The sequence below is a fragment of the Ruegeria sp. AD9 genome, from assembly GCF_056542305.1.
The window spans coordinates 537,905-563,540 of sequence record NZ_JBQFZP010000001.1; the positions used below are offsets into that span (position 1 = coordinate 537,905).

Genomic DNA, 25,636 nt, shown 5'->3' on the forward strand with positions numbered 1-25,636 from the left:
ATTGCAGATGCGCAGAAATTAGACGGACGAACGAATGAATAACCAGCCAAAGCCAGATTCGAAGACATACGACGACCTGATCTCGGACGTCAAAAAAGGCATCATCAAAGTGCCCAAGTTCCAACGGGATTTCGTCTGGGACTTGAAGGCAACCGCGAAGCTTCTGGACTCGATCCTTAAAGGTTATCCCATCGGAACCTTCATCCTTTGGGAAACGGATCAACGCATCAATGATATAAAAAACATTGGTGGCTTTGACCTACCCGAGACGCCCATAGGGCGCAATGTTCAGTATGTCCTTGATGGGCAGCAACGCATCACTTCCCTCTTCGCAGCTTATCTTGGTGCGCAGATCAGAAAACCCACCGAGAAAAAGGTGACCGACTACAAAGACATCGTCGTGAACCTGGAAGAGAACCTCGAGGAGAAGGAAAAGGACATCGTCACCGTGAAAGACGAAGCGGAGATTTTCATACCTCTGCATGACGTTCTGAACTTTGACTACCAGATGGGCAATGAACTGGAACAGCGTGGTTTTGAGAAACCACAAATCAATCAGATCAGTGCTTATTCCAGCGCCTTTAAGACCTATGCGTTCTCAACCGTCACCCTTCGACAGAACGATATCGAGTCCGCCATTGAGGTGTTTACTCGAATAAATACGGGGGGAAAGGTTCTCACGCTTTTCGAAATCATGTCGGCCAAGACCTACGATGAAGCCGCTGATTTCGACATGCAGGCCCGTTGGGAGAAGTTCCAGAAAAGGCTTAATGACAGCAAGTACGAAAACATTTCTCCCTCTGTTCTTCTGCAAATCCTGAGCCTCGTCATAAGCGAGTCGAAGGAGTGCAAGCGAAAAACGATCCTTGGCCTGGACAAGGCGGACATCATCGCAAGGTGGGATGATGTCATCTCTGCGATCGAGAAGACCATCGATCACTTCCGAACAGTATTGCGGATACCTGTTTCCCAAATTCTGCCCTACGACACTCTTATCGTGCCTTTTGCCTACTTCTTCTTGAAAACGGGTAAGTCACCCAGCGGGCAGCAACGGAAATATCTGGAAGAGCTCTTCTGGCGTTCTTCCTTGTCGCTGCGGTATTCATCGGCAACTGAATCCAAGCTGGCGGCTGATATCAAGAAAGTTGATCTAATCATAGCAGGCCAGCGGCCAGCTTACCCCGAGTTCAAACTTTTCATCAATTCAGCTCAAGATCTTCGTGAAACAGACTTCTCGACCGGGAACGCCATCTGCAAGTCGATCCTGTGCATTCTCGCATATCATGAACCAAAAGATTTCGACACAAACGGTAAAGTGCTTCTGGATAACTCCTATCTCAAGATCGCCAGCAGTAAGAACTACCACCATTTCTTTCCGAGGGCATTTGTCCGTAAACATGGCAGCGATGCAGAAACCCCTTATGCCAACTCGATTGTCAACATCACTTTGGTCAGCGCCGAACTGAACAAGAAGCGGATCGGCGCAAAGGCCCCCTCGGTCTATCTAGCGGATTTTGCAGATGAGAACTCAGAATTGAAACACGCGCTGAGCAGCCATCTCATCGAGTTGGATGATGCCTCAGTTGTTCAAGACGATTTCACTGCATTTCTGAAGCGTCGCTCAGAAGTTCTCTATGCCGAGATCTTGAAGCGCATCGAACCATCCGAGGCAGCTGCTCAGATCGATCCCATCCACGAAATGATCCTCGAGGGGGAAGGCCAGCTGGTAGAGTTTAAATCCACTCTGCGGTACGACATGCGTACTGGCGAAGTGAACAAGAAGCTCGAGCATGTGGTCGCCAAGACAGTTGCGGCATTCATGAATTCTGACGGTGGAAGCCTCTTCATTGGTGTAGATGACCATGGGAATGCCATTGGCCTCGAACTCGACTGCGGCACACTTTCAAAGAAAGATCGGGACGGCTTTCAACTCCACATTGCTAATATCTTCGACAAGTTCCTCGGCAAGGATGTTATGAAGCTCTGGAAGCTCAACTGGCCCACCTATGACGACAAACAGATTTGTCATGTTGAGGTCACAAGGGCTAACAAACCCGTTTACGTGATTTCCGAAGGTAAGGAGGAGTTCTTCGTACGCAAAGAAGGATCATCGCAGCCCCTTTCGCGTGCGGAAGAGCATGAATGGAACAAGGGACGCTTCTGAGAAAAGATTCAGAGCCTTGAGCAACGGGGCACCAGCGCGGGAATCCCGCCCTGGCGCTGAGATCACTCGATGACCGGGTCTTCATCGCGACGAGGGAAGGCGACCATGTCGACGTCGGGGAACATGCTGTGCTTGACGTTGATCGAAGTGATGTTGCCGCTGTCGTCGGTGTTGACGAATACGACGCCGCAGCGGTCCCAGAAGTTCTTGCCGTCTTTTTCACCGGATTTGACGTTCAGTTTCAGAGTTTGAGTAGCCATTTTTTGATCCTCACTTTGAGTGTTTCGATGAACATGACCAAAGCTGGTACCAAGGGGCTGTCAGCGAGAAACTTGCCTCGCGAGGAATGCGCTGGCGCAGGGGAATTTTCTTGTTGAAGCGGGGCTTGCCCCGCGTCTGCTACGGCTGCCCGCTTATGTTCAGCAGTCGGAAACACGGCACTGAGAATGAAAAACTGGCAACCCCAAAATACTGCTGCGTAGATTTCACAAACCCCAAAAGAACCAGAACTAGAGACCACGGCCTGGCCAACTGAAACCAAAATGACGGACGTAGTATTTGTCATGCATGTACTTCAGATCGTCTTCCCAATCCGAAATCGCATCCTCGTAGCCGCGTGACTGCATTTTTTTGAAGTTTTTCGCTAGACCGGCAATGTGATAAGCGATTTTTCTAAGCCTCAAAGCAGACTTTGGTTCGCCCCACATACGAAGCGCCGAAATCCCTTCGACTGGTGGAAGATGTCCCGAGAAGCAGCGGTCCAGGATCAACCGCCGTGTCGATGCTGGCAAGCCATTTGTTTTCCCGACGGTATATCCGAGCACTTTCAGAAAACTTTCTTCAGCCCTCTCAAAATCACCGCCACCATGACCACTTCCAACATCTGTGGTAGGCCATTTGAAGGCTTCCACCTCGGGCAAATCTCGGACCCTTCGCCTCCACTCCTTTTCGACAGCTGAAACAATCAAAAGGTGTTCGTTTTTCTTTTGGCCTGTCGAATTGGCTGCACGTGATGTGTTTGCCTTCCACAGGTTTAAGAGTTGCTCATTGTTTGACTTGGACAGGGAAGAGCGAATTCTTTTTCCGCTTTCGACGAGTGATGACATCTCTCGCTTCTGACGAGCTTTTGCTTGCCGCTTCACCTCTTCTTTTCTGCGAGCTTCTTTTGATTTTCCCTTTTCCAGCCTCTTTTGGAGTTTTTGCTCTTTGGCTGCCTGTTGTTGATCGATATGCCGCTGCTTTCTAGCAGCTGTTTCGATAGTCTTTGCCCATGAATGAAAGTGTCGCTCGTAGATCAAGTCTATTTCCGCCTCGTGGCGGATGACGGTTTGCCCTTTGAAGGTCAGGCCGACCGTGAATTTCGGTCCTTCTTGCGGAGACCCGACCCACATTTCATCTCTCATCACAGTGAAGAGGCGCACGAAAACCTGGTTGAAGATCGGATCGTCGCCAAAGCCGTGCAGTTCCTGATAAGCCTTACCGACAGCAATCCACTCTTTTGGCTGATCAGCCAAGCTGTTCAAAACGAAAAGCGACAATTTTCGAACGGTATCGAGATTAAGTTCAAATTTGGATCTGCTCATTAGCATTCGCCTTGAAAAATCAATTACTTAAGCTCCGTCGAAGATTGCTCTTAAAGGGGCATTTTTTGTGACCCTACTTCAAAAGAGGTAGGCGACTCCTCAGCGCGCCATCGATCGAAGCAAGCAACGCCTCAGGGAAACCTTCCGGAAGCTGATTGAACGTGGCCTCAATGATCGCGTGCGAAGTCTCCTGCAGCTCTTCGAACAGGCGCTGCACGACTGCGCGGGAAAAGCCGGATTTAACTCCTGTCTCCACGATGTGGCGGCCGACTATATTTGCCACTTTGTAGTGGTTTGAGTTTCCGAAATTCATAGCGAGCTTGAAGTATTTCCGCTCGATCTGCCGGGCTTCGACGGTCGGCTGCACCGTCAGCACGTCGTAAAGCGGTGTCATGCGGAAACGGCCGCCGGGTAAGAGGCTGACGCTGAAGTTCTTTCCATGACCATCTGTTGCACCCAGCAACCAGAAAAGGACATTCGCTTTGAAAAAATCGTACCGGTCTTTGTTGGGGTCATCACTTCCCAACAAGAGATCCATGATATCCGGGATCCCTGGACCGCCCTCGTTCTGGTACTTTTGCGTGGGCACAATGGATAGTGCTTGGCAGCAATCTTCCTGTGGCAGACGGATCAAGCGGCCATCAGACGTCCAGCGCCGATCAAAACGCTCAACCACCAAGGCTTTCTTGTCGCCAAATTGCGCCATCTCGACATTCGCCGCCCGAAGCCCAAACGCCTCCATCAGCTTGAGACAAAAGTATTCATTCTCAACGCTGTCGGACAGATCCATGCCGTTGGGCAGTCTGCCTATTTGCGGCTTGATGATGTGCGTGGTTGGTGTCGTGCCGGTTGGCTCAATCCACTGGCCGTCTTTGCGAAGCAGAGCCGTTTTTTCCTGCGCGCCAGCCACAGAAATGCGAAAGTCATTCTCGCGGCGGATACCCAGTGGTGCTAGATCGAGGTCGCTCAAAATTGCCCCGATCTGCGCCTCGTCAACAGGTTCTCCCGTTAACTCGGACATTGGCTGGGGCTCTTGCCCATCGGGCAGAAACTGCAGCGCGCCAATGCAATCGCGCCCGATTTGGGACAGCAGGCTGAAGGCATCGACGCCTTCAGCCCCTACACGTTCCGCGACCCGTCGGCGGATGACGTCGCTGTCAGGCAACAGGTTGTCAAAAACGGCGAGCACAGGAGCGCCGCTGTAGCGGTTCTCCTGCAATGGCAATGATAGCGACACCGGCATCCGGTGCTCCCATTCGAGCCAGTCTCGCGCATAGGCGAAACTGACGCCGCCCGAGGGCTCACGGACCAACTGGCCCACGAGCCGCGAGTTCAGGAAAACGTTCAGCGGTGTGTAGCTGCGCTTACGGCCCATGTCAGAAGATGTCCTCTAGCCCGTCTGATGTGCCTTTACTGCGCTCGGTCACAGTTATTTCGAGATCCAAAGCCGCGATCAAATCGAATACCGTTTCCAGCTTGGTTCCACCGCTGCCGTTCTCGATCTTGGAAATTGTCTCTTGCCAGACACCGCTCATCGAGGCGAGTTCCTTCTGGGTAAGGTTCTTTGCCTTCCGAGCCTGACGAATTGCGTGGCCCAAGTTTTTTGATGTACGCACGAGGTGCTTCATGGCGGTTCTCCTGCCACTCCATATGACCTCTGGATCATAAATTGTCAATATGATCTCCAAATCATAAGTGCGCAGTATGATCTGAGCACCATAAAGCTCGACGACATTGGTGGCTGTCTCCCAGACTTAGCGAATGCACTCACACCTGCAGCCCCGCAGCGCGCACCTGCTCGGGCGTCACCAGCTTTGATGCGATCAAATCCTCGATCTGCCGGTTGGTGATGTGGCGGCAAAGGGGATGGCGCTCGTGGATCCACTCGGCGAGGCTCGCTCGGCCTTTGGCTTCGGCCTCTCGCGCCTTCTCGCGGTCGGCCTGGATCTGGGCCAGTCCCTTCTCCCACCGGCGCATCTTGAACCAGTTGTCTGAGAAACAGACCTTGCTGCGCGTGTAGCCCTCGCTTTCCTTGGCATAGGCTTTGACCGCCTGCTTCAGATCATCGGGCTTCACTCCCGCCTTCACAGCTGCTGCGATCAGGCGCAGACTGGTCCGCCGGTCTCGGTTCCTGTCCTCGGGATAGACCGCCAAGATCTTCTCAGCTTCAAGATTTTCAACCTCTTCCGCCACTTCGCGCCTGCGCGTAGGTGGTTTATGGATGGTTTTAGGATGGTTTGGGGTCCACCGTGAACCCCGTACCCCGTTCACCGTGGACCCCGTACCGGGTTCAGGCTGGACGGGGTTCACAGTGACCCCCGTCTCAATATCGGGCTCGGCCGTGGGTTCGAGCCCGGCCACGCGCTCCAGAACAATGCGGTAAATGACGGTGTAGCCGTTCTTGCAGTGCCGCCGCCCTGTCTCGATCAGAATGCCTTCGCGCAGGAAGTCGATGATGGTGCGCTTAACCGTGCTCTCGCTAAGCTCTGTATGGCGCTGGATGGTCCCTTTGGAGCACCAGATACCCGAACCGTCATCGCTCGCCTTATCCGCCAGGAACATGATGATCTGCTTGCGCGCGGCGCTGCCAAAGCGGCGCTCAGCGCACTCATTTGCGATACGCCAGCTCATTGGACCACCTCGCCAGTCAGAGGCCACGAAAGAGCCGACTGAGCGTTTGCGGTACGGCACTGGCTCATGCTAATGTGCTGCGAAAGCTGACAGGCTTTTTCTATTTGGCCCCGGTTCACAGTTGCCGCTGTGACGGGGCCTTTTTCGTTTTGAACCGGCGAATTTGGCTTTGAAACTTTCGCTTTTTGTTCACTTTTTGTCTGGGGGTGTTTTGCACCCTTAAGCCGTTGTTTTCGCTTACGCTCTCTCTGGATTGCAAATCCGTGTACACCGGTTCGATTCCGGTACTCGCCTCCAACAACATCCAAATCGCTGACCTAACCCCGCAGTACACGCGTGCGACGCTCGGTATTTCAAGACGTTCAAGGCCCGCGATTCTGTCGAATTGCGGGCCAGATATGGCGTGTTTTTCGGAACACCTGCCTACCCCTGCTCGTTCAAGGGGCGAGATTTTGTCTGGTATGTGCTTTACGTTCAGGCGCGCCCTTGTGGCACAACCTCGTATCCCGGCTCCTCCGGCTCATCATCCGTCATTTCGGCAGGGAAGCCCGGGGCGGTGATATCCAGGCCGGTTGCCTCTTCCAGCCGCTTGATAATATTTGGTGAAAGCTCGCGTTCGCCATAGCGTGCGATACCATCGTTAAAGATGTTGATCATCACCGGGTTTATTTCCAGCGGCACCCCGGCGCGGTCGGCGACCTCCTGAAACAGACCGATATCCTTCTTCACCAGATCCATGGTGAAGGAAATATCGCGCGACCCGTTCAAGATGACCTGACTTTCGGTTTCGTGCACGAAGGACGTGCCGGACGAGATTTTGATCGCCTCATAGGTCGTGTTCAGATCCATCCCCGCAGCCTTTGCCGTAACCAGTGCTTCGGCGCAGGTGATCAGGTTGGCGGTGGCAAGATAATTGGTCATCACTTTCAGCACCGAGGCCGAGCCCAGTTCGCCGGTGTGCAAAACCCGACGACCCATTGTCGTCAGGAACGGCAGAATTCGTTCAAACGTTTCCCGGTCACAGCCCGCAAAGATCGAGATATTGCCTGTCGCGGCACGGTGGCACCCGCCAGAAACCGGGCAATCGACGGCCGCACCGCCGCGCGATATGACTTCGGCTCCCAAGCGTTTGACTTCGGCCTCGTCCGTGGTCGACATCTCCATCCAGATCTTGCCGGGGCCCACGTCGGGCAACATCTCCTGCATGACTGCGTCTGATGCTGCCGGAGACGGCAGACAGGTGATCACCGCATCGCAATCGCGCATCAACTGGGCGGGCCCCTCAGCCGCCTTTGCACCTTTGGCGACAAACTCGGCCACCAGATCCGCGTTCAGGTCATGCACAGTCAGATCAATGCCGTTGCGCAAAAGGGATCCCGAAAGCTTTCCGCCTACGTTACCCAGACCGATAAATCCCACTTTCATATGACGCATCTCCAAGTTCGTCGTTTTCCCGTCATGCGACCACATACCGAACACATTCTTCATGCCGCCGAACGACGCCTACAGGTCGCTTTTTTCTCCTTGGCTTATTTGTTGCGCGCGAACCGCTTGACAAGCGGGTCAGCGGTGCCGCATGTCCCTTTCGTTGGTGTCGGCGACAGCCGATGAAAAGGGAATGCGTCAACGGTTCATCCGCCAAGCGCAGCCGCCCCCGCGACCGTGACCGGAGAGGATGCCCAATGCCACTGGCCTGTGCCGGGAAGGCGGGACATCCGACAGAGCGACCGCTCTGGCATCCGCAAGCCGGGAGACCTGCCAACACCCGAAGTTGAAACCGGGCGGGGTGTTCCGGTGTCGGGTCCATGTGCAGACGTGGTGCCCGCATGAAACCCCGTCCCCCGCGAAGAGGATTTGGGGGGATGAGAGACATGAGCGAGAACGCACCGGTAGAGCTACTGGTCTGCACGACTTGCCGCCGGGGTCTGCCCGTCGAGGATGACGCTGAGCGACCCGGCACATTGTTGCACAAGGCCCTGGAACAGGCTGTCCTGCCGGATGGCATCATTCTGAAACCGGTCGAATGCCTTTCGAACTGCGATCAGGGCTGTTCCATCGTGCTTCGGGGCGGGCCGGATCGCTGGACCTTTGTTTACGAGAATCTGAACGAAATCGATCACGTCGATGTCATCATCGATGGCGCGACTAAGTATCTGGCCACAGGCGATGGTCTGGTGAAATGGCGCGACCGTCCTGAACATTTCCGCAAAAACTGCGCCTCGCGCATTCCCCCGATTGGAGCCTGAGATCATGTCGAACCTTGAAAAACTCCCCGTCACTGTGATCACCGGCTTTCTGGGCTCGGGCAAAACCACGCTGGTGCGCCATCTGATGCAGAACCCGCAGGGCAAGCGCCTTGCGATTGTTGTTAACGAGTTTGGCGATGTGGGTGTTGATGGCGACATCCTGAAGTCCTGCGCGATTCCGGAATGCCCTGCGGAAAACATCATGGAACTGGCAAACGGCTGCATCTGCTGCACCGTGGCCGACGATTTCATCCCGACCATCGAGGCGCTGATGGCGCTGGAACCGCGCCCGGATCACATTTTGATCGAAACATCCGGCCTTGCACTGCCCAAACCGCTGCTGAAAGCGTTTGATTGGCCTGATATCCGTTCGAAAATTACCGTTGATGGCGTTATTGCGCTGGCCGATGCCGAGGCCGTGGCCGCCGGTCGCTTTGCTCCGAACGTTGAAGCGGTGGATGCCCAACGGCTGGCTGATGACTCGATCGACCACGAAACACCCTTGTCCGAGGTGTTCGAGGATCAGATCTCGTGCGCGGATATCATCCTGCTGACCAAGCCCGATCTGGCAGGTCCCGAAGGTGTCGCGAAAGCTAAACAGATCATCGCCGCTGAGGCGCCGCGCCCGCTTCCCGTCGTCGAGGTTGCCGAGGGGGTCGTCGACGTACGTGTCGTGCTTGGCCTTGAGGCTGCCGCCGAAGATGACATGGACGCGCGCCCGTCACATCACGATGGCCATCACGATCATGAGCATGACGATTTCGAAAGCATCATCGTCGAATTGCCGGAACAGACCGACCCGGCGGAACTGGTTGCCAGGATTGAACGTCTGGCAACTGAGCTGAATATCCTGCGCGTCAAAGGCTATGCCGCCGTCACTGGCAAACCGATGCGCCTGCTGGTTCAGGCTGTCGGCGCACGGGTTCGTCACCAATACGACCGCCCGTGGGAGCCCGGTGAAGAGCGCCGCTCGCGCCTGGTCGTCATTGCCGAACATGACGACATCAAAGAGGCTGAGATCCGTGATATCCTAGTGGGTGTGACCGAGGTTGCCGAGTAAGTCATGCACGTCGTCTTTCGCGAAAGCCACGGGCTCGAGGAAACCGAGACCCCAACCGATCTGGGCCAAAGCCCGGCCGATCTGGTTGTGCTGTCCTTTTCCGACAGTGACCTGGGCGCTTTCGCGGCGGGCTGGCATCGCGGCGGCGGGCCTGAGGGGCGGATGCCCACGATGCGGCTGGCCAATCTTGCTGCATTGAAACACCCCCTGTCCGTCGACACCTATGTTGAACAGACACTTGAAGGCGCAAAGGGCATCCTGATCCGTCTGATCGGTGGCGTGCCCTATTGGTCTTACGGGTTGCAACAGGTTCTGGCACTGGCGCAGGCCAAAGGCATCGCGCTGGCCGTTCTACCGGCGGATGGGCGCGAAGACACTCGGTTGGATGAGTATTCGACCCTGCCCCTCTCGACCCTGCGGCGGCTGGCACATCTGTGTGATACCGGCGGAGAAGTCGCCGCGCAGGCCGCATTGGCCCAGATGGCGTTAGCAGCAGGGCTTTATGCCGGGCCGGTGATGGGCGCGAAAACCCTGCCCGAATGCGGTGCGTGGTGCCCGGAACAGGGTGTCATCCCGGTGGATTCCGCGTTCGAGAACGATGCGAAACGCATTCTCGTAACCTTCTACCGCGCTTATCTGACATCAGCAGACACAGCCCCGGTCGCGGCCCTGATCCGCAGCCTGCGCGCCCGCGGGCTCCAGGCGGTGGGTTTGTTCGCCCCGTCGCTCAAGGCCCCGGCCGCTGCCAACTGGCTCAGGGAACAGGTCGTTGCCCTGAGACCATCGGCCATCATCAACGCCACTTCATTCTCGGGTAAGGGCGCGTCTGGCACGTCGCCTCTGGACGCGGCGGATGTGCCGGTGTTTCAGGTCGCCCTCGCCACCTCGCGACGCAAGGCTTGGGCCGAGGCCGAACGCGGCCTGTCACCCGCCGACCTCGCCATGCATGTGGTATTGCCTGAAGTGGACGGGCGAATATCAGCAGGCATTGCCTCTTTCAAAGAGCCGGGCAAGCGCGATCCGCATCTGGAATACTCGCGTTTTGCGCATCGGGCCGAGCCGGACCGAATCGAGGCGATCATCGACCGGGTATCTGGCTGGCTTGCTCTGAATGATAAACCCAAGGCAGACCAGATCCCCGCGTTGGTCCTGTCCACCTATCCCGGCAAAGATTGGCAGATGGCCCATGCGGTCGGTCTCGACGCGTTGGCCTCAGCCGAAGCGATGCTGTCTGATCTTCACGGTGAAGGCTACGACATCACGGCTGCCGAACCGATTGCCGACACACTCTTGGACGCCCGGGTATCGTGGCCGCTTGAGGATTATCTGAGTGCACTCGCTGAATTGCCCGAGACCCTGCGCACCGATCTGCACACCGTATGGGGCGATCCCGAGCAAGACCCAATTTTCGCTCATGACGCGTTTCAATTCACTGCTTTGCGACGCGGCAAGGCGCTGGTCGCACTGCAACCAGAACGCGGAACACCCGAGCTGCGCGATGACGACTATCACGACCTTTCGCGCACCCCGCGCCATAGCTATGTCGCCTTCTATTTGTGGCTGCGCAAAGGTCTAGGAACGGATGCGCTGATCCATATCGGTGCGCATGGCACGCTGGAATGGCTGCCCGGAAAATCAGTCGCCCTGTCGGCAAACTGCTGGCCCGAGGCGCTGATCCGTGACCTGCCGGTGATCTACCCGTTCATCGTCAACGACCCGGGCGAGGCCGCGCAGGCCAAACGCCGGATCGGCGCGGTGACCCTGGGCCACATCCCGCCTCCCATGAAAGAAAGCGGAACGCCTGACCGGATGGTGCGGCTGGAAGCCCTGCTGGACGAATTTTCAAACGCGGACGGTCTTGACCCCAGACGCCGCGACCGGCTGCAGGAAGATATCCGGGAAGAAGCACAGGCCATTGGACTGGAGAACGATCTGGGTCTGGATCAGGCCACCAGCACCGCCGAAGCAATCACGCGCATTGACCGCTTTGTCTGCGATATCAAAGAAAGTCAGTTCGGCGACGGGCTGCACGTCTATGGGCGTGTACCGGACGTGACCGGCAGTTTCGACCCAGCCCCATCCGCCCATGCCGAACGCAAGGCCCTGATCAATGCGCTGGCCGGCAAGAGGATCGAGGCTGGCCCGTCCGGCTCGCCCTATCGGGGCCGCTTTGACGTGCTGCCGACCGGGCGAAACCTTTACACCACCGATCCGCGATCTGTGCCCACCCGCGCAGCTTACACGCAAGGCGTGAAACTGGCCGAGGAACTGGTACGGCGGCACTTGCAGGAGGAAGGTGATTACCCGAAAGGGCTGATTGTCGATCTGTGGGGATCGGCCACCATGCGCACTGCGGGCGAAGAATTCGCCATGGCCCTGCACCTGCTGGGTGTAAAGCCGGTTTGGGACAAGGGATCCGAGCGGGTTTCGGGTATCGAAGTTTTACCCATCACCGACCTGAGCCGCCCGCGTCTGGACGTCACCCTGCGGGTTTCGGGCTTGTTTCGCGATGTGTTCCCCACATTGTCAGCCCTTTATGGTCAGGCGGTTCGGGCTTTGTCAGAGCGTGATGAAGCGACCGACTGGAACCCCTATGCCGGTCACGCCCCGGCTACGCGGGTGTTTGGCCCGGCACCCGGCAGTTACGGCCTGAACATGACCCATCTGTCCGAGACCTATACGGACGAGGCGCGCGCCCAAGCCGGGGAGGCATGGCTTGAGGCCAGCTCGTACGCGCTGGAAGGTGAACACATCGCGCAGGACAAAGCGGGAATCACGGATCGTGTCGCCAATGCCGACAGTTTTGTTCACCTCCAGGATCTGACGGAAACTGACCTGCTGCTGGCCAACGACTATGCCACGCATGAAGCCGGTTTTGCCGCCGCCAAAAAGGTCGCTGGGGGCACCGCTCAGCTTTACCATCTGGACAACACCAACCCAGATAATCCGCGCGCCCGGACTCTGCCGGAAGAAATCAGCCGCGTCGTTCATGCCCGCGCTGCCAACCCCGGCTGGATTGCGGGGATGCAGCGCCATGGTTTTCGCGGCGCCGCCGAGATTGCTGCGACGCTGGATCACATGGCCTCTTTCGCGCATCTGTCCGGCACTGTCGCTCCGCATCTGTTTGATCTCTATCACGAAGCCACATTGGGTAATGAGGCCGTTGATACCTTTCTACAAGAGACCAACCCGAAGGCCCATCAGGCCATGCAAGACAGGTTCCGTGCATTGCTGGAAGCGGGGCTTTGGAACACGCGCCGGAATTCGATCCGGGCCGATTTGGAGGGTTTGAGATGAGTGCACCTATCGTTCAAGGCTGGTGTCCCGGCGCGCATCGCCCGATGATGTCAGGCGACGGGCTGGTCGTGCGGGTCCGTCCGCGTCTGGCGCGACTGAATGCCAGGCAGGCTATTGGCTTGTGCGAACTGGCTGAACAGTTCGGCAACGGCACCATTGACCTGACCAATCGTGCCAACCTGCAGCTGCGCGGCGTGGATGAGCGCGACCACCAGCCGTTGCTTGTGGAGCTTGCGGCGCTGGACTTGCTTGATGCGGAACCCGGCATCGAAGTACGCCGCAATATTCTGGTCACTCCGCTCTATCAGGCGGGCGATTTGACCGCGCGGCTGACGCAGGAATTGATCGATCGACTGGCGGAACTGCCTGCTCTGCCCGCTAAGTTCGGTTTTGCCATAGATACAGGCCCGACGCGCCTGTTGGCCTCGGATTCCGCAGATATTCGTCTGGAACTGGGTGCTGACGGTCTGATCCTGCGCGCCGACGGCTGCAAAACCGGGCGGTGTGTGGCCGAAGGCGACGCCATCGACCACGTGATCGCGCTGGCCCGTTGGTTTGCCCAGACCTATACGGCCGAGACACGCCGCATGGCGCGGGTCGCCTACGCGCTGCCACAGGATTGGCAGGGATTTGCCCCCGGTCCTATCGGTGAAAAACTGCAACCCGGCCCCTGTGAACTGGGTTCTCTCTACGGCGCGGCATTCGGCTCGCTGCCTGCGCGCAAGCTTTGTGAACTGGTTGAAGCCAGCGGCGCTTCTGCCCTGCGTGTCACCCCGTGGCGGCTGATCCTGCTGGAAGGCGGGGCGGCGATACCCTCCCCGGATTTCGTCATGGACGGAGCCGATCCGATGATGACAACCGACGCCTGCCCCGGCGCGCCGTTCTGCCCGCAAGCGCAGGTGGAAACCCGCGACATCGCCCGTGCATTGGCCCGGCGCATTCCCGGTCGCCTGCATGTCTCGGGCTGCGCCAAAGGATGCGCCCATATGGGCCCGGCCGAGATCACAGTGGTCGGCAACAACGGGCGATTTGATCTTGTCAAACAGGGCCGCGCAGGGGATGAGCCCTGCCAACGCGGGCTCGCCCCCGAAACACTCATGACCATGGACTTCACCTGATGCCCTATACATACGAAACCGATGGCGCGGCGATCTACAAGGAAAGCTTTGCCACCATCCGGTCCGAGGCTGATCTGGCCCGCTTTGATACCGATGAAGAGCAGGTCGCCGTTCGGATGATCCACGCCGCCGGCATGGTCGGGCTGGAGGAGTTTGTACATTTCTCACCCGGATTTGTGCAGGCCGCACGCACGGCGCTGGAAAACGGCGCGGCGATCCTGTGTGACGCGCGCATGGTCAGCGAAGGTGTGACCCGCTTCCGTCTGCCTGCCGACAACCAGGTGATCTGCACCCTCCATGACGAACGCGTGCGCCCTCTGGCCGCCGAGATGAGCAACACCCGTTCTGCCGCTGCGCTGGAACTCTGGCGTCCGCATCTGGAAGGTGCTCTGGTCGCCATTGGAAACGCGCCCACCGCGCTGTTTCACTTGCTGAACATGCTGGAAGACCCGGATTGCCCGCGCCCTGCAGCGATCATCGGCTGCCCGGTCGGATTTGTCGGAGCGATGGAATCCAAAGACGCGTTGTGGCAGGCGCAACCCGTCCCCTCCTGCATTGTCAAAGGCCGTCTGGGTGGCAGCGCCATCACCGTTGCAGCCATCAACGCCATCGCAAGCCGGGCGGAATGAAAATGGGTACCATATACGGCGTGGGCCTTGGCCCCGGTGACCCTGATCTGATGAGTGTCCGGGCCGATCGCCTTCTACGCAACGCCAAACACGTGGCATTCTTTCGCAAACCGGGTCGCAGCGGTCAGGCCCGCAAAATCGTCAACGGGATGATCCCCGAAGGCGCGATTGAATTCCCGATGGAATACCCGGTGACCACCGAAATCCCGGTCACTGATCCGCGTTATAACGAGTTGCTGGCCGCGTTCTATGAAGAGTGCACAGCACACCTGAAGACGCTGTCGGCACAGGGTGAGGATGTGGTGGTCCTGTGCGAGGGTGATCCGTTTTTTTACGGCTCGTTCATGCATCTTTACAATCGGTTGCGTGACGAAGCTCCGGTTGAAGTTGTGCCAGCCATCACGGGTATGTCCGGTGCGTGGACGGCCACGGGCGATCCGATCACCTGGGGGGACGATGTGCTGACCGTGCTGGTCGGCACCCTGCCCGAGAAAGTTCTGGCTGAACGCATGGCGCAGACAGATGCCTTGGTCGTGATGAAAATCGGGCGGAACATCGACAAGGTGAAACGCGCGCTGAAAACCTCTGGTCTGTATGACCGCGCATGGATTGTCGAATACGCGCAAATGCCGAATCAGACGGTGACAAAATTGTCTGAGGCCTGCGAGAAGATTACCCCGTATTTCTCGATCATCGTTGTTCATGGTCAGGGGCGCCGACCATGAGCGGATGGGTCAAGATCGCAGGCCTTGGTCCGGGGGACGAGGCGCTGGTCACCCCCGAGGTTACAGCGGCTTTGGCCGACGCCACCGATGTGGTGGGCTACATCCCTTATGTGGCCCGCGTGGCCGACCGACCCGGCCTGACCCTGCACGCCAGTGATAACCGGGTTGAAATCGACCGCTCGCAACACGCGCTGCAAATGGCCGTCGAAGGCAGGCGGGTGGTTGTTGTGTCCTCGGGCGATCCCGGTGTGTTTGCAATGGCTGCCGCTGTGTTCGAAGCGTTGGAGAATGGCCCAACAGAATGGCGTGACATTCAGATAGATGTGCTGCCGGGGATCACCGCGATGCTGGCCGCATCTGCCCGCGCGGGCGCTCCGATGGGGCATGATTTCTGCGCCATCAACCTTAGCGACAACCTAAAGCCTTGGACGCTGATCGAAAAACGCTTGCGCTTGGCTGCGCAGGCCGATTTTTCGATGGCCTTCTATAATCCCCGCTCGAAGTCTCGCCCGGAAGGCTTTGTAAAGACACTGGAAATCCTGCGCGAAGAATGCGAGCCCGAGCGGGTGATCCTGTTTGCGCGCGCCGTGTCACGAGCGGATGAGGTGATCCGGGTTTCTACCCTGGCCGAGGCCACGCCCGAGATGGCGGATATGCAGACCGTGGTTATTGTCGGTTCGTCGCGCACCCGAGTCATCGAACGCAAAGGCACGCCGATCGTCTATACGCCACGCTTCACCCCGGTCGAGGATCAGGGATGAGACACCCAGTCCAGCACCTGTGCGACAGTCGAAAGCTCGGTCCGCTTTGGCAGAACAGGGCGCTCGATCATAAGCACTGGCAGGCCCAGCGCCCGCGCTGCGTCCAGCTTGGCACGCGCGCCCAAGCCGCCCGCGTTCTTGGACACCACAAGTTGCGTCCTGTGTTGCTGCATCAATGCGCGGTCATCGGCTTCTGCAAAAGGACCCCGGGACACGACAACCTGCGCCAAAGGAAAAGGCACGCTGTCAGGCTCGTCCACCAGACGCAGCAGGTAGTGATGCTGGGGCTGGGCTGCAAAGTCTTCAAGATGCATACGCCCGACAGCCAGGAACACACGCTGCGGATCACCTGCAAGCGCATCGACGGCGGCAGTGATATCGGGCACGCGGTGCCAGACATCGCCGGGTTGCGGCTTCCACGCCGCGCGGGTCAAGGCGGCCAGTGGAACCTGAGTTGTGTGACACGCCTCAATCGCGTTCCGGCTCATCTGCGCCGCAAATGGATGGGTCGCATCCACGACATGGGTGATCGCGTTTTCACGGATGTATTGGGTCAGACCTTCCGGGCCGCCAAACCCGCCAACTCGCACCGGCAACGGCTGCGGACGCGGGGTTTCCACCCGTCCCGCATAAGAATACACAGCCGCAATCCCTTGTTCCGCAACAGCTTTGGCCAAAGCGTTGGCCTCGGTCGTGCCGCCAAGAATCAGGAGGTTGGGCATGTCTGAAACTCCGTGGCTGACCGTTCTGGGATTGGGCGAAGATGGGTTTGATGGCCTGTCGCCTGCAAGCCGTCAAGTGCTGGACCGGGCCGAAGTGATCATGGGGCCGCCTCGTCACCTGTCGCTGCTGCCGGAAAACGAGGCTGAGCGGGTCGAATGGCCGGTGCCGTTCTCGGACGGATTGCCGATCCTGAAAGGCCTGCGCGGACGGCAGACGGTGGTTCTGGCGTCAGGTGATCCGTTCTGGTTTGGCGCGGGGTCCGTCATCGCGCGTAACTTTGATGCCAATGAGTGGACCGCCTTGCCCGGCCAGTCCACATTTTCGCTGGCCGCCGCGCGGCTGGGCTGGCCTTTGGAAAGCACGCTGACCTTTGGCCTGCACGCTGCGCCTTTGACCCGATTGCGGCCGCATCTGGCCCCGGGACTTCATGCCATTGCGCTATTGCGTGACGGCAAGGCGGTTGCTGAAGTGGCGACATATCTTAGCGAAACCGGATTTGCCGACAGCGCGTTGCATGTGATGCAGGCCCTCGGCGGCCCGCGTGAAAGCGTCCAGACAGTGAGCCTGACCGAAGCTTTGCTGGGAACCTTCGATCATCCCGTCTGCGTCGGGTTGGAAGTGACCGGCACTGGGCGGGGACTGTCCAAGGCCTCGGGCAAGCCAGATGATCTTTTTGAAACCGACGGTCAGATCACCAAACGCCCGATCCGGGCACTGACCCTGTCCGCACTGGCCCCGCAGCGGGGTGAGCATCTGTGGGATATCGGCGGTGGCACTGGTTCGATCAGCATCGAATGGCTGATGTGCGACCCGACCCTGACCGCCACCACTATCGAACCCCGCGCAGACAGGGCCGAACGCATTCGTCGCAATGCCGACGCGCTGGGGCAGGATCGGTTACAGGTTGTCCACGGTACCGCACCCGAAGCGCTGGCCGGTTTGCCCCTGCCGGACGTGGTTTTCATCGGCGGTGGGCTCAGCCCAAGCCTGCTGGCGTGGCTTCGCGACGCCCTGCCCGCTGGCACCCGGTTGGTCGCCAATGCGGTAACGTTGGAAAGCGAAGCCCTGTTGGCGCGATGGCACCAAGACCTGGGCGGAGACCTGTTGCGGATCGAACTGGCACATTCTGCACCGCTCGGACCGCGGCGCGGCTGGAAATCTGCCTATCCGGTCGTGCAGTGGAGCGGGACCTTATGATCGTGGCAGGCTTGGGCTTTTCATCAGACGCGACGGCAGACAGTTTGCGCGCCGCCTATGACGCGGCAGCGGCCAGCCATGATGTCCAAGCTCTGGCGACGGTTGCCGACAAAAGCGGCCACTCTGCGCTGGCGGCCTTTGCGGAAAGCCTTGCCCTTCCGCTGCATTTCGTGGCGGCTGCCGATTTGGCCGGACAACGCACCTTGACATGCTCGAACCGCAGCCGTGCCGCTTATGGCACCGGCAGCGTAGCCGAAGCATCCGCCCTTGCCGCCGCCGGGTCCGGCGCGCGGCTGCTTTCACCCAGACACATTTCGGACGACCGGCTGGCCACCTGCGCCATCGCCATCGGAGGACAAACATGACCGTTCATTTCATCGGCGCCGGACCGGGCGCTGCAGACCTGTTGACATTGCGTGGGCGCGACATCATCGCCTCGTGTCCTGTGTGCCTATATGCCGGATCACTGGTGCCCGAGGAAATTCTGAGCCACTGCCCCAAAGACGCAAAAATCATCAACACTGCGCCCATGGATCTGGACCAGATCATGGCCGAGATCGAAGTCGCGCATAAAGCGGGTCAGGATGTGGCGCGGCTGCATTCGGGCGATTTGTCAGTCTGGTCGGCGATGGGCGAACAGATCCGCCGCCTTAAAGAAATGGGCATTCCGGTCAGTGTGACCCCTGGCGTACCATCCTTTGCCGCCGCCGCAGCGGCCCTGGGCACCGAACTGACCCTGCCGGGACTGGCGCAATCGGTGGTTCTGACCCGGACGCCGGGGCGCGCGTCATCCATGCCCGAAGGTGAAACGCTGGTGAATTTTGCCCGTACCGGCGCGACTTTGGCTATTCATCTGTCAATCGGCAATCTGGACAAGGTTATCGCAGACCTGACCCCGGCTTATGGCGCCGATTGTCCGGTGGCCGTTGTGTATCGCGCAAGCTGGCCGGATGAAAAGATCATCCGCGCAACGCTGGAAACCCTGAAAGGGTCGCTGGACGAAAGCATCTCGCGCACGGCTTTGATCATGGTCGGCCCCGCGCTGGCCGGTGAAGGTTTTGACGAAAGCTGTCTTTATTCCAGAGATTACGACCGCCGCTATCGCCCGCAAAGCGCCGACAGCCCTTGGTCAAGCTGGAGCCATGGTGATGACTAACCCTCCGGGTATTCTGATTTCAGCACCCTCTTCGGGTACTGGCAAGACGACGGTCATGCTGGGCCTTTTGCGCGCGCTGGCCGAAGATGGCCTGACCGTGCAACCCTTTAAAAGCGGGCCGGATTATATCGATCCCGCCTTTCACCGGGCAGCTGCCGGGCGGGCTTCGTTCAATCTGGACAGCTGGGCGATGGCAGATCCCCTGCTCAGTGCAATTTCTGCTCAGGCCGAAGGCGCTGACATTGTGGTGGCCGAGGGCTCGATGGGTTTGTTCGACGGTGTCGCAAAGTCTGGCGAAGTCGGGCAAGGATCGAGCGCCGAGACCGCCCTGCGCATGGGCTGGCCCGTTGTGCTTGTGCTGGATGTGGGCGGGCAGGCACAATCAGCGGCGGCAACGGCGCTGGGGTTCAGGATGTACAATCCCGATCTGCCCTTTGCCGGAGTGATCCTGAACCGATGCGCCAGCCCCCGCCACGAACGCCTGACCCGTCTGGGAATGGAGCGCGCGGGCCTGCCTGTTCTGGGCGTGCTGCCCCGCCGTGGTGATTTGACCCTGCCAGAGCGGCATCTGGGACTTGTTCAGGCGGTCGAACACCCCGATCTGGAAAGCGCCATTGTAGGCTATGCTGCGTTTTTACGAGAACATGTGGACCTTGACGCAATCAAGCGGGCAGCTTCCTCAGGCCCCAGCGGACCTTCGTCAGCCGCACTGCCGCGGCCCCCGGCCCAGCGGATCGCGCTGGCCCGTGATGCCGCCTTTTCCTTTACCTATCCCCACCTTTTGCAAGGGTGGCACGATGCGGGTGCCGAGATCTTGCCTTTTTCACCCTTGGCAGACGAACCTCCGGCGGCGGATGCCGATCTGGTCTGGTTGCCCGGCGGGTATCCCGAATTGCACGCCGGAACATTGGCAGCGACCACCACCTTTCTGAGTGGTTTGCGTAAACACGCGGAAACAAAACCGGTGCACGGAGAATGCGGCGGCTACATGGCGCTTGGTCAGGCGCTGATCGACAAGGACGGCGTGCACCATGAAATGGCTGGTTTGCTGGGCCTTGTCACATCTTATCAGAAGCGCAAGTTCAACCTTGGTTACAGAAAGGCCACCCTTCTGGCCCCTATGCCCGGCTTTGCCAAAGGCTCGGCCTTGCGCGGACACGAGTTCCATTATTCCTCGATCGTGGACCAACCGGACGCCCCATTGGCACGCGTGTTTGACGCCGAAGGGGAAGAAGGCCCGCAAACCGGATCACTCCGCGGCAATGTCACTGGCACGTTCTTTCACCTGATTGCGGAGGCGTCGGCATGAGTGGCTTTGTCTCTTTCATCGGCTCTGGCCCCGGAGATCCGGAACTGCTGACGCTCAAGGCGGTGGACCGGATGCAAAAGGCCGACGCGATCTTGTTCGACGATCTCAGCAGCGGCCCGATCCTGAGCCATGCGCGCGACGATGCGGATCTGGTTGGTGTCGGAAAGCGGGCCGGTCGTCCGTCACCCAAGCAGGACCATGTCAGCCGGTTGCTGGTGGATTACGCGCAATCCGGTCAGCATGTGGTGCGCCTGAAATCCGGAGACGGCGGTATGTTCGGACGGCTTGAGGAAGAGCTTGTCGCCCTGCGCGCAGCCGGTATCGCCTATGAGATCATTCCCGGCGTCCCCTCGGCAATAGCAGCGGCAGCGGCCGCAGGCATTCCATTGACGCGTCGGCTTACGGCCCGGCGGGTTCAGTTCGTGACCGGCCATGACGTCAGTGGTGAGTTGCCCGACGACCTGAACCTCAAGGCGCTGGCCGATCCGCAGGCCACCACCGTCGTTTTCATGGGCAAACGCACCTTCCCCTTGCTCGTCGAAGCCCTGCACACTCAAGGTTTGCCTTTGGATACTCCGGCGCTTATGGCCGAATCCGTCTCGACTCCCGACCAAAAACTGCAACGCGCCACGATTGGCGCGCTGGCAGAGCAGCTGAAAACCGAGATCGGCAAAGCACCGGCACTGATTCTTTACGGCCCGCTGGCGGAGTTCGACGATGATTGATCTGAGCCTGATCGGCATCGGCACCGGCAATCCAGATCATGTAACGTTTCAGGGCGCGCAGGCGATCCGGGCGGCGGATTTGATCCTGATTCCACGCAAAGGGGAAAACAAGGCTGATCTGGCCGGGCTACGTGAAGCGATCATTGAGCGTGTCGCCGAAACGCCGCCACAGATCGCCTATTTCGATATTCCCCAGCGCCGGGCCGACGATGGCTACCTGCGCGGTGTCGATGAATGGCACGACGCCATCGCCCTGCGCTGGCAAGCGGCCATTGCCGCTCATCCAGAGGCGCAGCATGTCGCGTTGCTGATCTGGGGGGATCCGTCCCTCTATGACAGCTCATTGCGTATCGCTGCCCGGTTGAACCCGCAACCCGATACCAAGGTTATCCCCGGCATCACCGCGTTGCAGGCGCTGACCGCTGCCCATGTGATTCCCATCAATGATCTGGGCGCGCCCTACGTTGTCACAACCGGTCGTCGTATCCGGGACGAAGGCTGGCCCGATGCGGCCTCGAACGTCGCGGTGATGCTGGATGGCGAATGCTCGTTCCAAACCCTTGATTTGGCAGATTATGACATCTGGTGGGGCGCCTATGTGGGTATGAAAGAAGAGGTTCTGATCAGTGGCCCGCTGGATGAAGTCGCACAGAACATCCTTGAGACCCGGGCGAGGGCCCGCGCCGAACATGGCTGGATCATGGATATCTACCTGTTAAAGACGCGCCGGAAAAACCGCACGGGCACATGAACACGGGTTTGTGATGTCGCAGGACGGTAAGGTCTGGCACACAGGTTGCACCTCAATACAGGAGACGTGACAATGAAAGCCCTCATTCCCTTGCTCTGCCTGATCACTTTACCCGTTTGGGCACAAGACGCCCCAGCCGGTTGGGCCGTGTTTCCTGCGGACAAAACCTACTCGGAACTGGTCGATGCAACCAAGGCTGCGATCAAGGACAACGGATTGATAGTGGTCACGCAGGCCGGCCCCACCAAGGCAGCTGCGGCGCGCGGAATCATCATTCCGGGCAATCTGGTTATTGGCGCGTTCAACAACGATTACGCGGTAAGGGTGCTGGAAACTTCTACCAATGCAATGATCGAAGCACCGATCCGTTTCTATGTCACCGAGAACGAGGACGGAACCGCAACCCTGTCTTACAAGACCCCCAGTTTCGTGTTTGACCCTTACATGGCGGAAGGCGGACAAGCTTTGCAGGACATTGCTGCAGAACTTGATAAAACCTTTCAATCTGTCGCTGAAGACGCAGTCAAATAGTCACACTGACGTGATCCGCCTTGCGTCTGGTGGCGTCCTCCGCAATCTGCTTCGAAACGGTTATCTCGGAGCATGACTGATGCAGGACCCCACGCCGCGCGCCGCCGATCTTCTGGCCCAACGCCTGTATGAAGCGGGGTGCCGCCACGCCTTTGGAATGCCGGGGGGTGAGGTCCTGACACTGGTGGATGCGCTTGAAAAGGCGGGCATCACCTTTCATCTGACAAAACATGAAAACTCGGCCGGATTCATGGCCGAGGCCGTGCATCACCGCGACGGCGCGCCTGCGATTCTGGTCGCCACTTTGGGTCCGGGCGCGATGAACGGCATCAATGTGGTGGCCAATGCGTTGCAGGACCGTGTTCCGATGATCGTTCTGACCGGTTGCGTCGATGCGGACGAGGCGCTGACCTATACTCATCAAGTCATGGATCACAGCCAGGTTTACCGTTCCATCACCAAGGGCACGTTCACACTGACGGCCAAGGGCGCGGATATCGTCGCAGACAAGGCGGTGTCACTGGCCACACAGCCGCGACCGGGCCCGGTCCATATCGATGTTCCGATCTCGGTCGCCGATACGCCAGTGACGGGTGTGAAACGCCGCCGTCTGGCCAAGGTCGCGCCTGTCAGTCCCAATGGTGAATGCCTTGAAAAAGCCCGGCGCTGGGTGGCTGAGGCCGAGCGCCCAATCGCCATTATTGGTCTCGATGTCCTCTATGACGACTCGCGCAGTGTGGTGCAGGCGTTTTTGGAACATTTCGGAATTCCATTTGTGACCACCTACAAGGCCAAGGGTGTTGTTCCCGAAGATCACCCATTTTGTTTGGGCGGCGCTGGCCTGTCGCCTTTGGCAGACAAGCACCTTGTCCCATTGGTCGAACAAGCCGATCTGGTGCTGTGTCTGGGGTATGACCCGATCGAAATGCGCCCCGGCTGGCGCGAAATCTGGGACCCCGAAGAAAAGCGCGTCATCGACATATCAGCGGTGATCAATGACCACTACATGCATCAGGCGGGTCTTAATCTGGTGGCCGACACGGGCGAGACGCTTGAGGCCATTGCCAAGGGAAACCCCGCCCGCACGACATGGCCGGGTGGTGAGCCCGCGCAGGTCAAAACCGCACTGGCATTGGCCTTTCCCACCGATGAGGACTGGGGACCCGCCGCTGTCATCGCCGAAACGCGCACTACCCTGCCCCCCGAAACACTCGCAACCGCTGACAGCGGCGCGCATCGCATTCTGCTGAGCCAGATGTGGGAATGCAGCGAAGAACGTGGGCTGATCCAATCCTCGGCGCTCTGCACCATGGGCTGTGCTGTCCCAATGGCCATTGGTCTGAAACTGGCCGAGCCCGACCGCCCGGTGATCAGCTTTTCGGGTGATGCCGGGTTTCTGATGGTCGCCGGGGAATTGTCTACGGCGGCTGAAATGGGCGGCAATCCGATCTTTCTTGTCTTCGTAGATGCCAGCCTTGCCCTTATCGAGTTGAAACAACGGCAGCGGCAGATGGTCAATAATGGTGTGGATTTCGGTCACCATGACTTCGCCGCTATGGGTCGTGCTTTTGGTGGGAACGGCCACACTGTCCGCAACCGGGCAGAGTTGCGTGCAGCACTTGAAGCTGCTGTAAAGGCCGAGACATTTACCGTAATCGCCGCTGAAATCGACCGTGGAGGATACGATGGCCGCATCTGAGGGCCCACTGAAGGGCGTCAAAGTTCTAGACCTCAGCCGTATTCTGGCCGGGCCAACCTGCACGCAGCTGCTGGGTGATCTGGGCGCAAGTGTCATCAAGATCGAGAACCCTGCCACCGGGGGCGACGACACGCGGCAATGGGGTCCGCCCTATGTCACCGATGCCGACGGCAACCGCTCGGACCTGAGCGCCTATTTCATGTCAGCGAACCGAAACAAGAAATCCGTGGCGCTGGATATCGCGACTGAGAAAGGTCAGGCGGAAATCCGACGGCTGGCCTCACACGCGGATATTCTGATTGAGAATTTCAAACCCGGCGGTCTGGCGAAATACGGGTTGGATTATGCCACCCTGTCGCAGGAATTCCCTAGCCTCGTTTACTGCTCGATCTCGGGCTACGGCCAAACCGGGCCAAATGCCACCAAACCCGGCTATGACCTGATGGCACAGGGCTATGGCGGGATCATGTCCCTGACCGGCGACCCGGAAGGCGCGCCGATGAAAGTGGGGGTCGGCATCGCTGATGTGATGTGCGGAATGTATGCAAGCGTTGGCATTCTGGCCGCGCTGCGCCACCGCGACCTGACCGGTGAAGGTCAGCAGGTCGATCTGGCACTTGTTGATTCTCAGATCGCATGGCTGATCAACGAGGGCGTCAATTACCTGACTTCTGGCAACGTTCCGCAGCGCCGTGGAAACGGGCACCCCAACATCGTGCCTTATGACGTCTACGAGACATCCGATGGGCATGTCATTCTGGCGGTTGGAAATGATGGCCAGTTCAGAAAGCTGTGCGGTTTCCTGGGACAACCCGAACTTGCCGACAACCCCAGATTCGTGACCAACCCGGCGCGACTGGAACACCGTGATGCGCTAAACGCCATTCTTCGGCCCGCTGTCCAAGGTCTGGATACACGATCAGTAATTTCCGGTCTTGAAGCCGTGAAAGTGCCCGTAGGACCGGTCCAGACGCTGGATCAGGTTTTTGATACAGAACAGGTGGCAGCACGAAAAATGCAGATTTCGATGCAGGCCCAGCCCGGTATCGTGAACCTGATCGGGAATCCCCTGAACTTGTCACGCACGCCTGTAACATATCGCAGCGCGCCACCCACCTGCGGGGCCGATACTGACTGGGTGTTAAGCGCTGAAAACCCGTTCGACGATTGAAACACTTGCACAACTAGGCGGCAAGTTGCTGAAACATGCCTTTGAATCGGCGGATTTTTTCGACTTTCTTACACACGACATTTCACCAATTCGAGAGCGGGGTCGATACTGATACGCCGCTCTCGCACACTCTGTTACATCAAACAGTGTCAAATACCGC

24 protein-coding genes and 1 riboswitch are annotated in these 25,636 nt (G+C 58.6%); of the genes, 17 read left to right on the forward strand and 7 right to left on the reverse strand.

The genetic code is table 11. The features are described from left to right. Nucleotides 1–34 precede the first annotated feature (34 nt). On the forward strand, nt 35–2,164 hold the full coding sequence (locus tag ACR0AM_RS02650; protein WP_274653176.1) for a GmrSD restriction endonuclease domain-containing protein: 2,130 nt from the start codon (nt 35–37) through the stop codon (nt 2,162–2,164). A 62-nt stretch (nt 2,165–2,226) separates the two neighbouring features. Here ACR0AM_RS02650 and ACR0AM_RS02655 read toward each other — a convergent pair whose 3' ends face one another. The 6 genes from ACR0AM_RS02655 to ACR0AM_RS02680 all read right to left on the reverse strand — a co-directional run bounded on the left by ACR0AM_RS02655 (nt 2,227) and on the right by ACR0AM_RS02680 (nt 7,848). Then, nucleotides 2,227–2,424, reverse strand: a complete 198-nt coding sequence (locus ACR0AM_RS02655; protein WP_108800533.1) for a hypothetical protein — start codon at nt 2,422–2,424, stop codon at nt 2,227–2,229. Nucleotides 2,425–2,673: 249 nt separating this feature from the next. Further along, complete coding sequence (locus tag ACR0AM_RS02660) at nt 2,674–3,747, reverse strand: hypothetical protein (RefSeq protein ID WP_274653173.1); 1,074 nt, start codon at nt 3,745–3,747, stop codon at nt 2,674–2,676. A gap of 73 nt (nt 3,748–3,820) precedes the next feature. Next, on the reverse strand, nt 3,821–5,122 hold the full coding sequence (locus tag ACR0AM_RS02665) for a type II toxin-antitoxin system HipA family toxin (RefSeq protein ID WP_274653171.1): 1,302 nt from the start codon (nt 5,120–5,122) through the stop codon (nt 3,821–3,823). Nucleotide 5,123: 1 nt separating this feature from the next. Then, entirely contained in the window at nt 5,124–5,375 is a 252-nt protein-coding gene (locus ACR0AM_RS02670; RefSeq protein ID WP_108800536.1) for a helix-turn-helix transcriptional regulator, read from the reverse strand. Between the two features lie 139 nt (nt 5,376–5,514). Further along, the gene (locus ACR0AM_RS02675) at nt 5,515–6,378 is read right to left on the reverse strand and encodes a hypothetical protein (RefSeq protein WP_274653168.1); all 864 of its coding nucleotides are present in this window, start codon (nt 6,376–6,378) and stop codon (nt 5,515–5,517) included. A 474-nt stretch (nt 6,379–6,852) separates the two neighbouring features. Then, entirely contained in the window at nt 6,853–7,848 is a 996-nt protein-coding gene (locus tag ACR0AM_RS02680) for an NAD(P)-dependent oxidoreductase (protein ID WP_480622081.1), read from the reverse strand. Nucleotides 7,849–7,950: 102 nt separating this feature from the next. Further along, a riboswitch (cobalamin riboswitch) is annotated at nt 7,951–8,155 on the forward strand. A 94-nt stretch (nt 8,156–8,249) separates the two neighbouring features. On the opposite strand from ACR0AM_RS02680, the gene ACR0AM_RS02685 reads away from it, so the two are divergent. Genes ACR0AM_RS02685 through cobJ form a run of 7 tightly spaced genes read left to right on the forward strand, consistent with a single transcriptional unit; the run spans nt 8,250 to nt 16,214 of the window. Next, nucleotides 8,250–8,624 carry a DUF1636 family protein gene (locus ACR0AM_RS02685; RefSeq protein WP_480504576.1) on the forward strand — a complete coding sequence of 125 codons (375 nt, stop codon included), beginning with the start codon at nt 8,250–8,252 and terminating at the stop codon, nt 8,622–8,624. Between the two features lie 4 nt (nt 8,625–8,628). Further along, entirely contained in the window at nt 8,629–9,684 is a 1,056-nt protein-coding gene (cobW, locus tag ACR0AM_RS02690; RefSeq protein ID WP_480622037.1) for a cobalamin biosynthesis protein CobW, read from the forward strand. 3 nt (nt 9,685–9,687) lie between these two features. Then, complete coding sequence (cobN, locus tag ACR0AM_RS02695) at nt 9,688–12,981, forward strand: cobaltochelatase subunit CobN (RefSeq protein WP_480622038.1); 3,294 nt, start codon at nt 9,688–9,690, stop codon at nt 12,979–12,981. Beyond that, complete coding sequence (locus tag ACR0AM_RS02700; RefSeq protein WP_480622039.1) at nt 12,978–14,099, forward strand: cobalamin biosynthesis protein CobG; 1,122 nt, start codon at nt 12,978–12,980, stop codon at nt 14,097–14,099. The genes cobN and ACR0AM_RS02700 overlap by 4 nt, the downstream gene beginning before the upstream one ends. Next, complete coding sequence (locus ACR0AM_RS02705) at nt 14,099–14,728, forward strand: precorrin-8X methylmutase (protein ID WP_480622040.1); 630 nt, start codon at nt 14,099–14,101, stop codon at nt 14,726–14,728. The genes ACR0AM_RS02700 and ACR0AM_RS02705 overlap by 1 nt, the downstream gene beginning before the upstream one ends. After that, nucleotides 14,725–15,453, forward strand: coding sequence for a precorrin-2 C(20)-methyltransferase (locus ACR0AM_RS02710; RefSeq protein WP_480485193.1), 729 nt, complete (start codon nt 14,725–14,727; stop codon nt 15,451–15,453). Before ACR0AM_RS02705 ends, ACR0AM_RS02710 begins: the two co-directional genes overlap by 4 nt. After that, entirely contained in the window at nt 15,450–16,214 is a 765-nt protein-coding gene (gene cobJ, locus ACR0AM_RS02715) for a precorrin-3B C(17)-methyltransferase (protein ID WP_480484227.1), read from the forward strand. The genes ACR0AM_RS02710 and cobJ overlap by 4 nt, the downstream gene beginning before the upstream one ends. Here the strand turns inward: cobJ and ACR0AM_RS02720 are convergent. Further along, nucleotides 16,205–16,936 carry a cobalt-precorrin-6A reductase gene (locus ACR0AM_RS02720; protein WP_480622041.1) on the reverse strand — a complete coding sequence of 244 codons (732 nt, stop codon included), beginning with the start codon at nt 16,934–16,936 and terminating at the stop codon, nt 16,205–16,207. The two genes, cobJ and ACR0AM_RS02720, sit on opposite strands and share 10 nt — an antisense overlap. Here ACR0AM_RS02720 and cbiE point away from each other — a divergent pair. From cbiE to ACR0AM_RS02765, 9 genes are all read left to right on the forward strand, one after another. Then, nucleotides 16,935–18,134, forward strand: a complete 1,200-nt coding sequence (cbiE, locus tag ACR0AM_RS02725) for a precorrin-6y C5,15-methyltransferase (decarboxylating) subunit CbiE (protein ID WP_480622042.1) — start codon at nt 16,935–16,937, stop codon at nt 18,132–18,134. The two genes, ACR0AM_RS02720 and cbiE, sit on opposite strands and share 2 nt — an antisense overlap. Next, nucleotides 18,131–18,499 (forward strand): cobalamin biosynthesis protein, encoded by a 369-nt coding sequence (locus tag ACR0AM_RS02730; RefSeq protein WP_480504562.1) that lies wholly within the window; start codon nt 18,131–18,133, stop codon nt 18,497–18,499. The genes cbiE and ACR0AM_RS02730 overlap by 4 nt, the downstream gene beginning before the upstream one ends. Next, nucleotides 18,496–19,290, forward strand: a complete 795-nt coding sequence (gene cobM / locus ACR0AM_RS02735; protein WP_480558275.1) for a precorrin-4 C(11)-methyltransferase — start codon at nt 18,496–18,498, stop codon at nt 19,288–19,290. Before ACR0AM_RS02730 ends, cobM begins: the two co-directional genes overlap by 4 nt. Then, entirely contained in the window at nt 19,277–20,599 is a 1,323-nt protein-coding gene (locus tag ACR0AM_RS02740) for a cobyrinic acid a,c-diamide synthase CobB (protein ID WP_480622082.1), read from the forward strand. Before cobM ends, ACR0AM_RS02740 begins: the two co-directional genes overlap by 14 nt. Then, a complete protein-coding gene (cobA, locus tag ACR0AM_RS02745) occupies nt 20,596–21,324 on the forward strand; it encodes a uroporphyrinogen-III C-methyltransferase (protein WP_480622043.1) in 729 nt (242 codons plus the stop codon). The genes ACR0AM_RS02740 and cobA overlap by 4 nt, the downstream gene beginning before the upstream one ends. Continuing rightward, a complete protein-coding gene (cobF, locus tag ACR0AM_RS02750) occupies nt 21,317–22,075 on the forward strand; it encodes a precorrin-6A synthase (deacetylating) (protein ID WP_480622044.1) in 759 nt (252 codons plus the stop codon). The genes cobA and cobF overlap by 8 nt, the downstream gene beginning before the upstream one ends. Nucleotides 22,076–22,147: 72 nt before the next feature. After that, the gene (locus tag ACR0AM_RS02755; RefSeq protein WP_480622045.1) at nt 22,148–22,606 is read left to right on the forward strand and encodes a DUF302 domain-containing protein; all 459 of its coding nucleotides are present in this window, start codon (nt 22,148–22,150) and stop codon (nt 22,604–22,606) included. Between the two features lie 79 nt (nt 22,607–22,685). Beyond that, entirely contained in the window at nt 22,686–24,305 is a 1,620-nt protein-coding gene (locus ACR0AM_RS02760) for a thiamine pyrophosphate-binding protein (protein ID WP_480622046.1), read from the forward strand. Next, nucleotides 24,292–25,476, forward strand: coding sequence for a CaiB/BaiF CoA transferase family protein (locus tag ACR0AM_RS02765; protein WP_480622047.1), 1,185 nt, complete (start codon nt 24,292–24,294; stop codon nt 25,474–25,476). Before ACR0AM_RS02760 ends, ACR0AM_RS02765 begins: the two co-directional genes overlap by 14 nt. Nucleotides 25,477–25,636: the final 160 nt, after the last annotated feature.

What these genes read in the sequence shown, in the direction of transcription:
- ACR0AM_RS02650 (WP_274653176.1), top strand. Translation starts at nt 35, where the DNA reads ATGAATAACCAGCCAAAGCCAGATTCGAAGACATACGACGACCTGATC.
- ACR0AM_RS02655 (WP_108800533.1), bottom strand. Translation starts at nt 2,424, where the DNA reads ATGGCTACTCAAACTCTGAAACTGAACGTCAAATCCGGTGAAAAAGAC.
- ACR0AM_RS02660 (WP_274653173.1), bottom strand. Translation starts at nt 3,747, where the DNA reads ATGAGCAGATCCAAATTTGAACTTAATCTCGATACCGTTCGAAAATTG.
- ACR0AM_RS02665 (WP_274653171.1), bottom strand. Translation starts at nt 5,122, where the DNA reads ATGGGCCGTAAGCGCAGCTACACACCGCTGAACGTTTTCCTGAACTCG.
- ACR0AM_RS02670 (WP_108800536.1), bottom strand. Translation starts at nt 5,375, where the DNA reads ATGAAGCACCTCGTGCGTACATCAAAAAACTTGGGCCACGCAATTCGT.
- ACR0AM_RS02675 (WP_274653168.1), bottom strand. Translation starts at nt 6,378, where the DNA reads ATGAGCTGGCGTATCGCAAATGAGTGCGCTGAGCGCCGCTTTGGCAGC.
- ACR0AM_RS02680 (WP_480622081.1), bottom strand. Translation starts at nt 7,848, where the DNA reads ATGTGGTCGCATGACGGGAAAACGACGAACTTGGAGATGCGTCATATG.
- ACR0AM_RS02685 (WP_480504576.1), top strand. Translation starts at nt 8,250, where the DNA reads ATGAGCGAGAACGCACCGGTAGAGCTACTGGTCTGCACGACTTGCCGC.
- cobW (WP_480622037.1), top strand. Translation starts at nt 8,629, where the DNA reads ATGTCGAACCTTGAAAAACTCCCCGTCACTGTGATCACCGGCTTTCTG.
- cobN (WP_480622038.1), top strand. Translation starts at nt 9,688, where the DNA reads ATGCACGTCGTCTTTCGCGAAAGCCACGGGCTCGAGGAAACCGAGACC.
- ACR0AM_RS02700 (WP_480622039.1), top strand. Translation starts at nt 12,978, where the DNA reads ATGAGTGCACCTATCGTTCAAGGCTGGTGTCCCGGCGCGCATCGCCCG.
- ACR0AM_RS02705 (WP_480622040.1), top strand. Translation starts at nt 14,099, where the DNA reads ATGCCCTATACATACGAAACCGATGGCGCGGCGATCTACAAGGAAAGC.
- ACR0AM_RS02710 (WP_480485193.1), top strand. Translation starts at nt 14,725, where the DNA reads ATGAAAATGGGTACCATATACGGCGTGGGCCTTGGCCCCGGTGACCCT.
- cobJ (WP_480484227.1), top strand. Translation starts at nt 15,450, where the DNA reads ATGAGCGGATGGGTCAAGATCGCAGGCCTTGGTCCGGGGGACGAGGCG.
- cbiE (WP_480622042.1), top strand. Translation starts at nt 16,935, where the DNA reads ATGTCTGAAACTCCGTGGCTGACCGTTCTGGGATTGGGCGAAGATGGG.
- ACR0AM_RS02720 (WP_480622041.1), bottom strand. Translation starts at nt 16,936, where the DNA reads ATGCCCAACCTCCTGATTCTTGGCGGCACGACCGAGGCCAACGCTTTG.
- ACR0AM_RS02730 (WP_480504562.1), top strand. Translation starts at nt 18,131, where the DNA reads ATGATCGTGGCAGGCTTGGGCTTTTCATCAGACGCGACGGCAGACAGT.
- cobM (WP_480558275.1), top strand. Translation starts at nt 18,496, where the DNA reads ATGACCGTTCATTTCATCGGCGCCGGACCGGGCGCTGCAGACCTGTTG.
- ACR0AM_RS02740 (WP_480622082.1), top strand. Translation starts at nt 19,277, where the DNA reads ATGGTGATGACTAACCCTCCGGGTATTCTGATTTCAGCACCCTCTTCG.
- cobA (WP_480622043.1), top strand. Translation starts at nt 20,596, where the DNA reads ATGAGTGGCTTTGTCTCTTTCATCGGCTCTGGCCCCGGAGATCCGGAA.
- cobF (WP_480622044.1), top strand. Translation starts at nt 21,317, where the DNA reads ATGATTGATCTGAGCCTGATCGGCATCGGCACCGGCAATCCAGATCAT.
- ACR0AM_RS02755 (WP_480622045.1), top strand. Translation starts at nt 22,148, where the DNA reads ATGAAAGCCCTCATTCCCTTGCTCTGCCTGATCACTTTACCCGTTTGG.
- ACR0AM_RS02760 (WP_480622046.1), top strand. Translation starts at nt 22,686, where the DNA reads ATGCAGGACCCCACGCCGCGCGCCGCCGATCTTCTGGCCCAACGCCTG.
- ACR0AM_RS02765 (WP_480622047.1), top strand. Translation starts at nt 24,292, where the DNA reads ATGGCCGCATCTGAGGGCCCACTGAAGGGCGTCAAAGTTCTAGACCTC.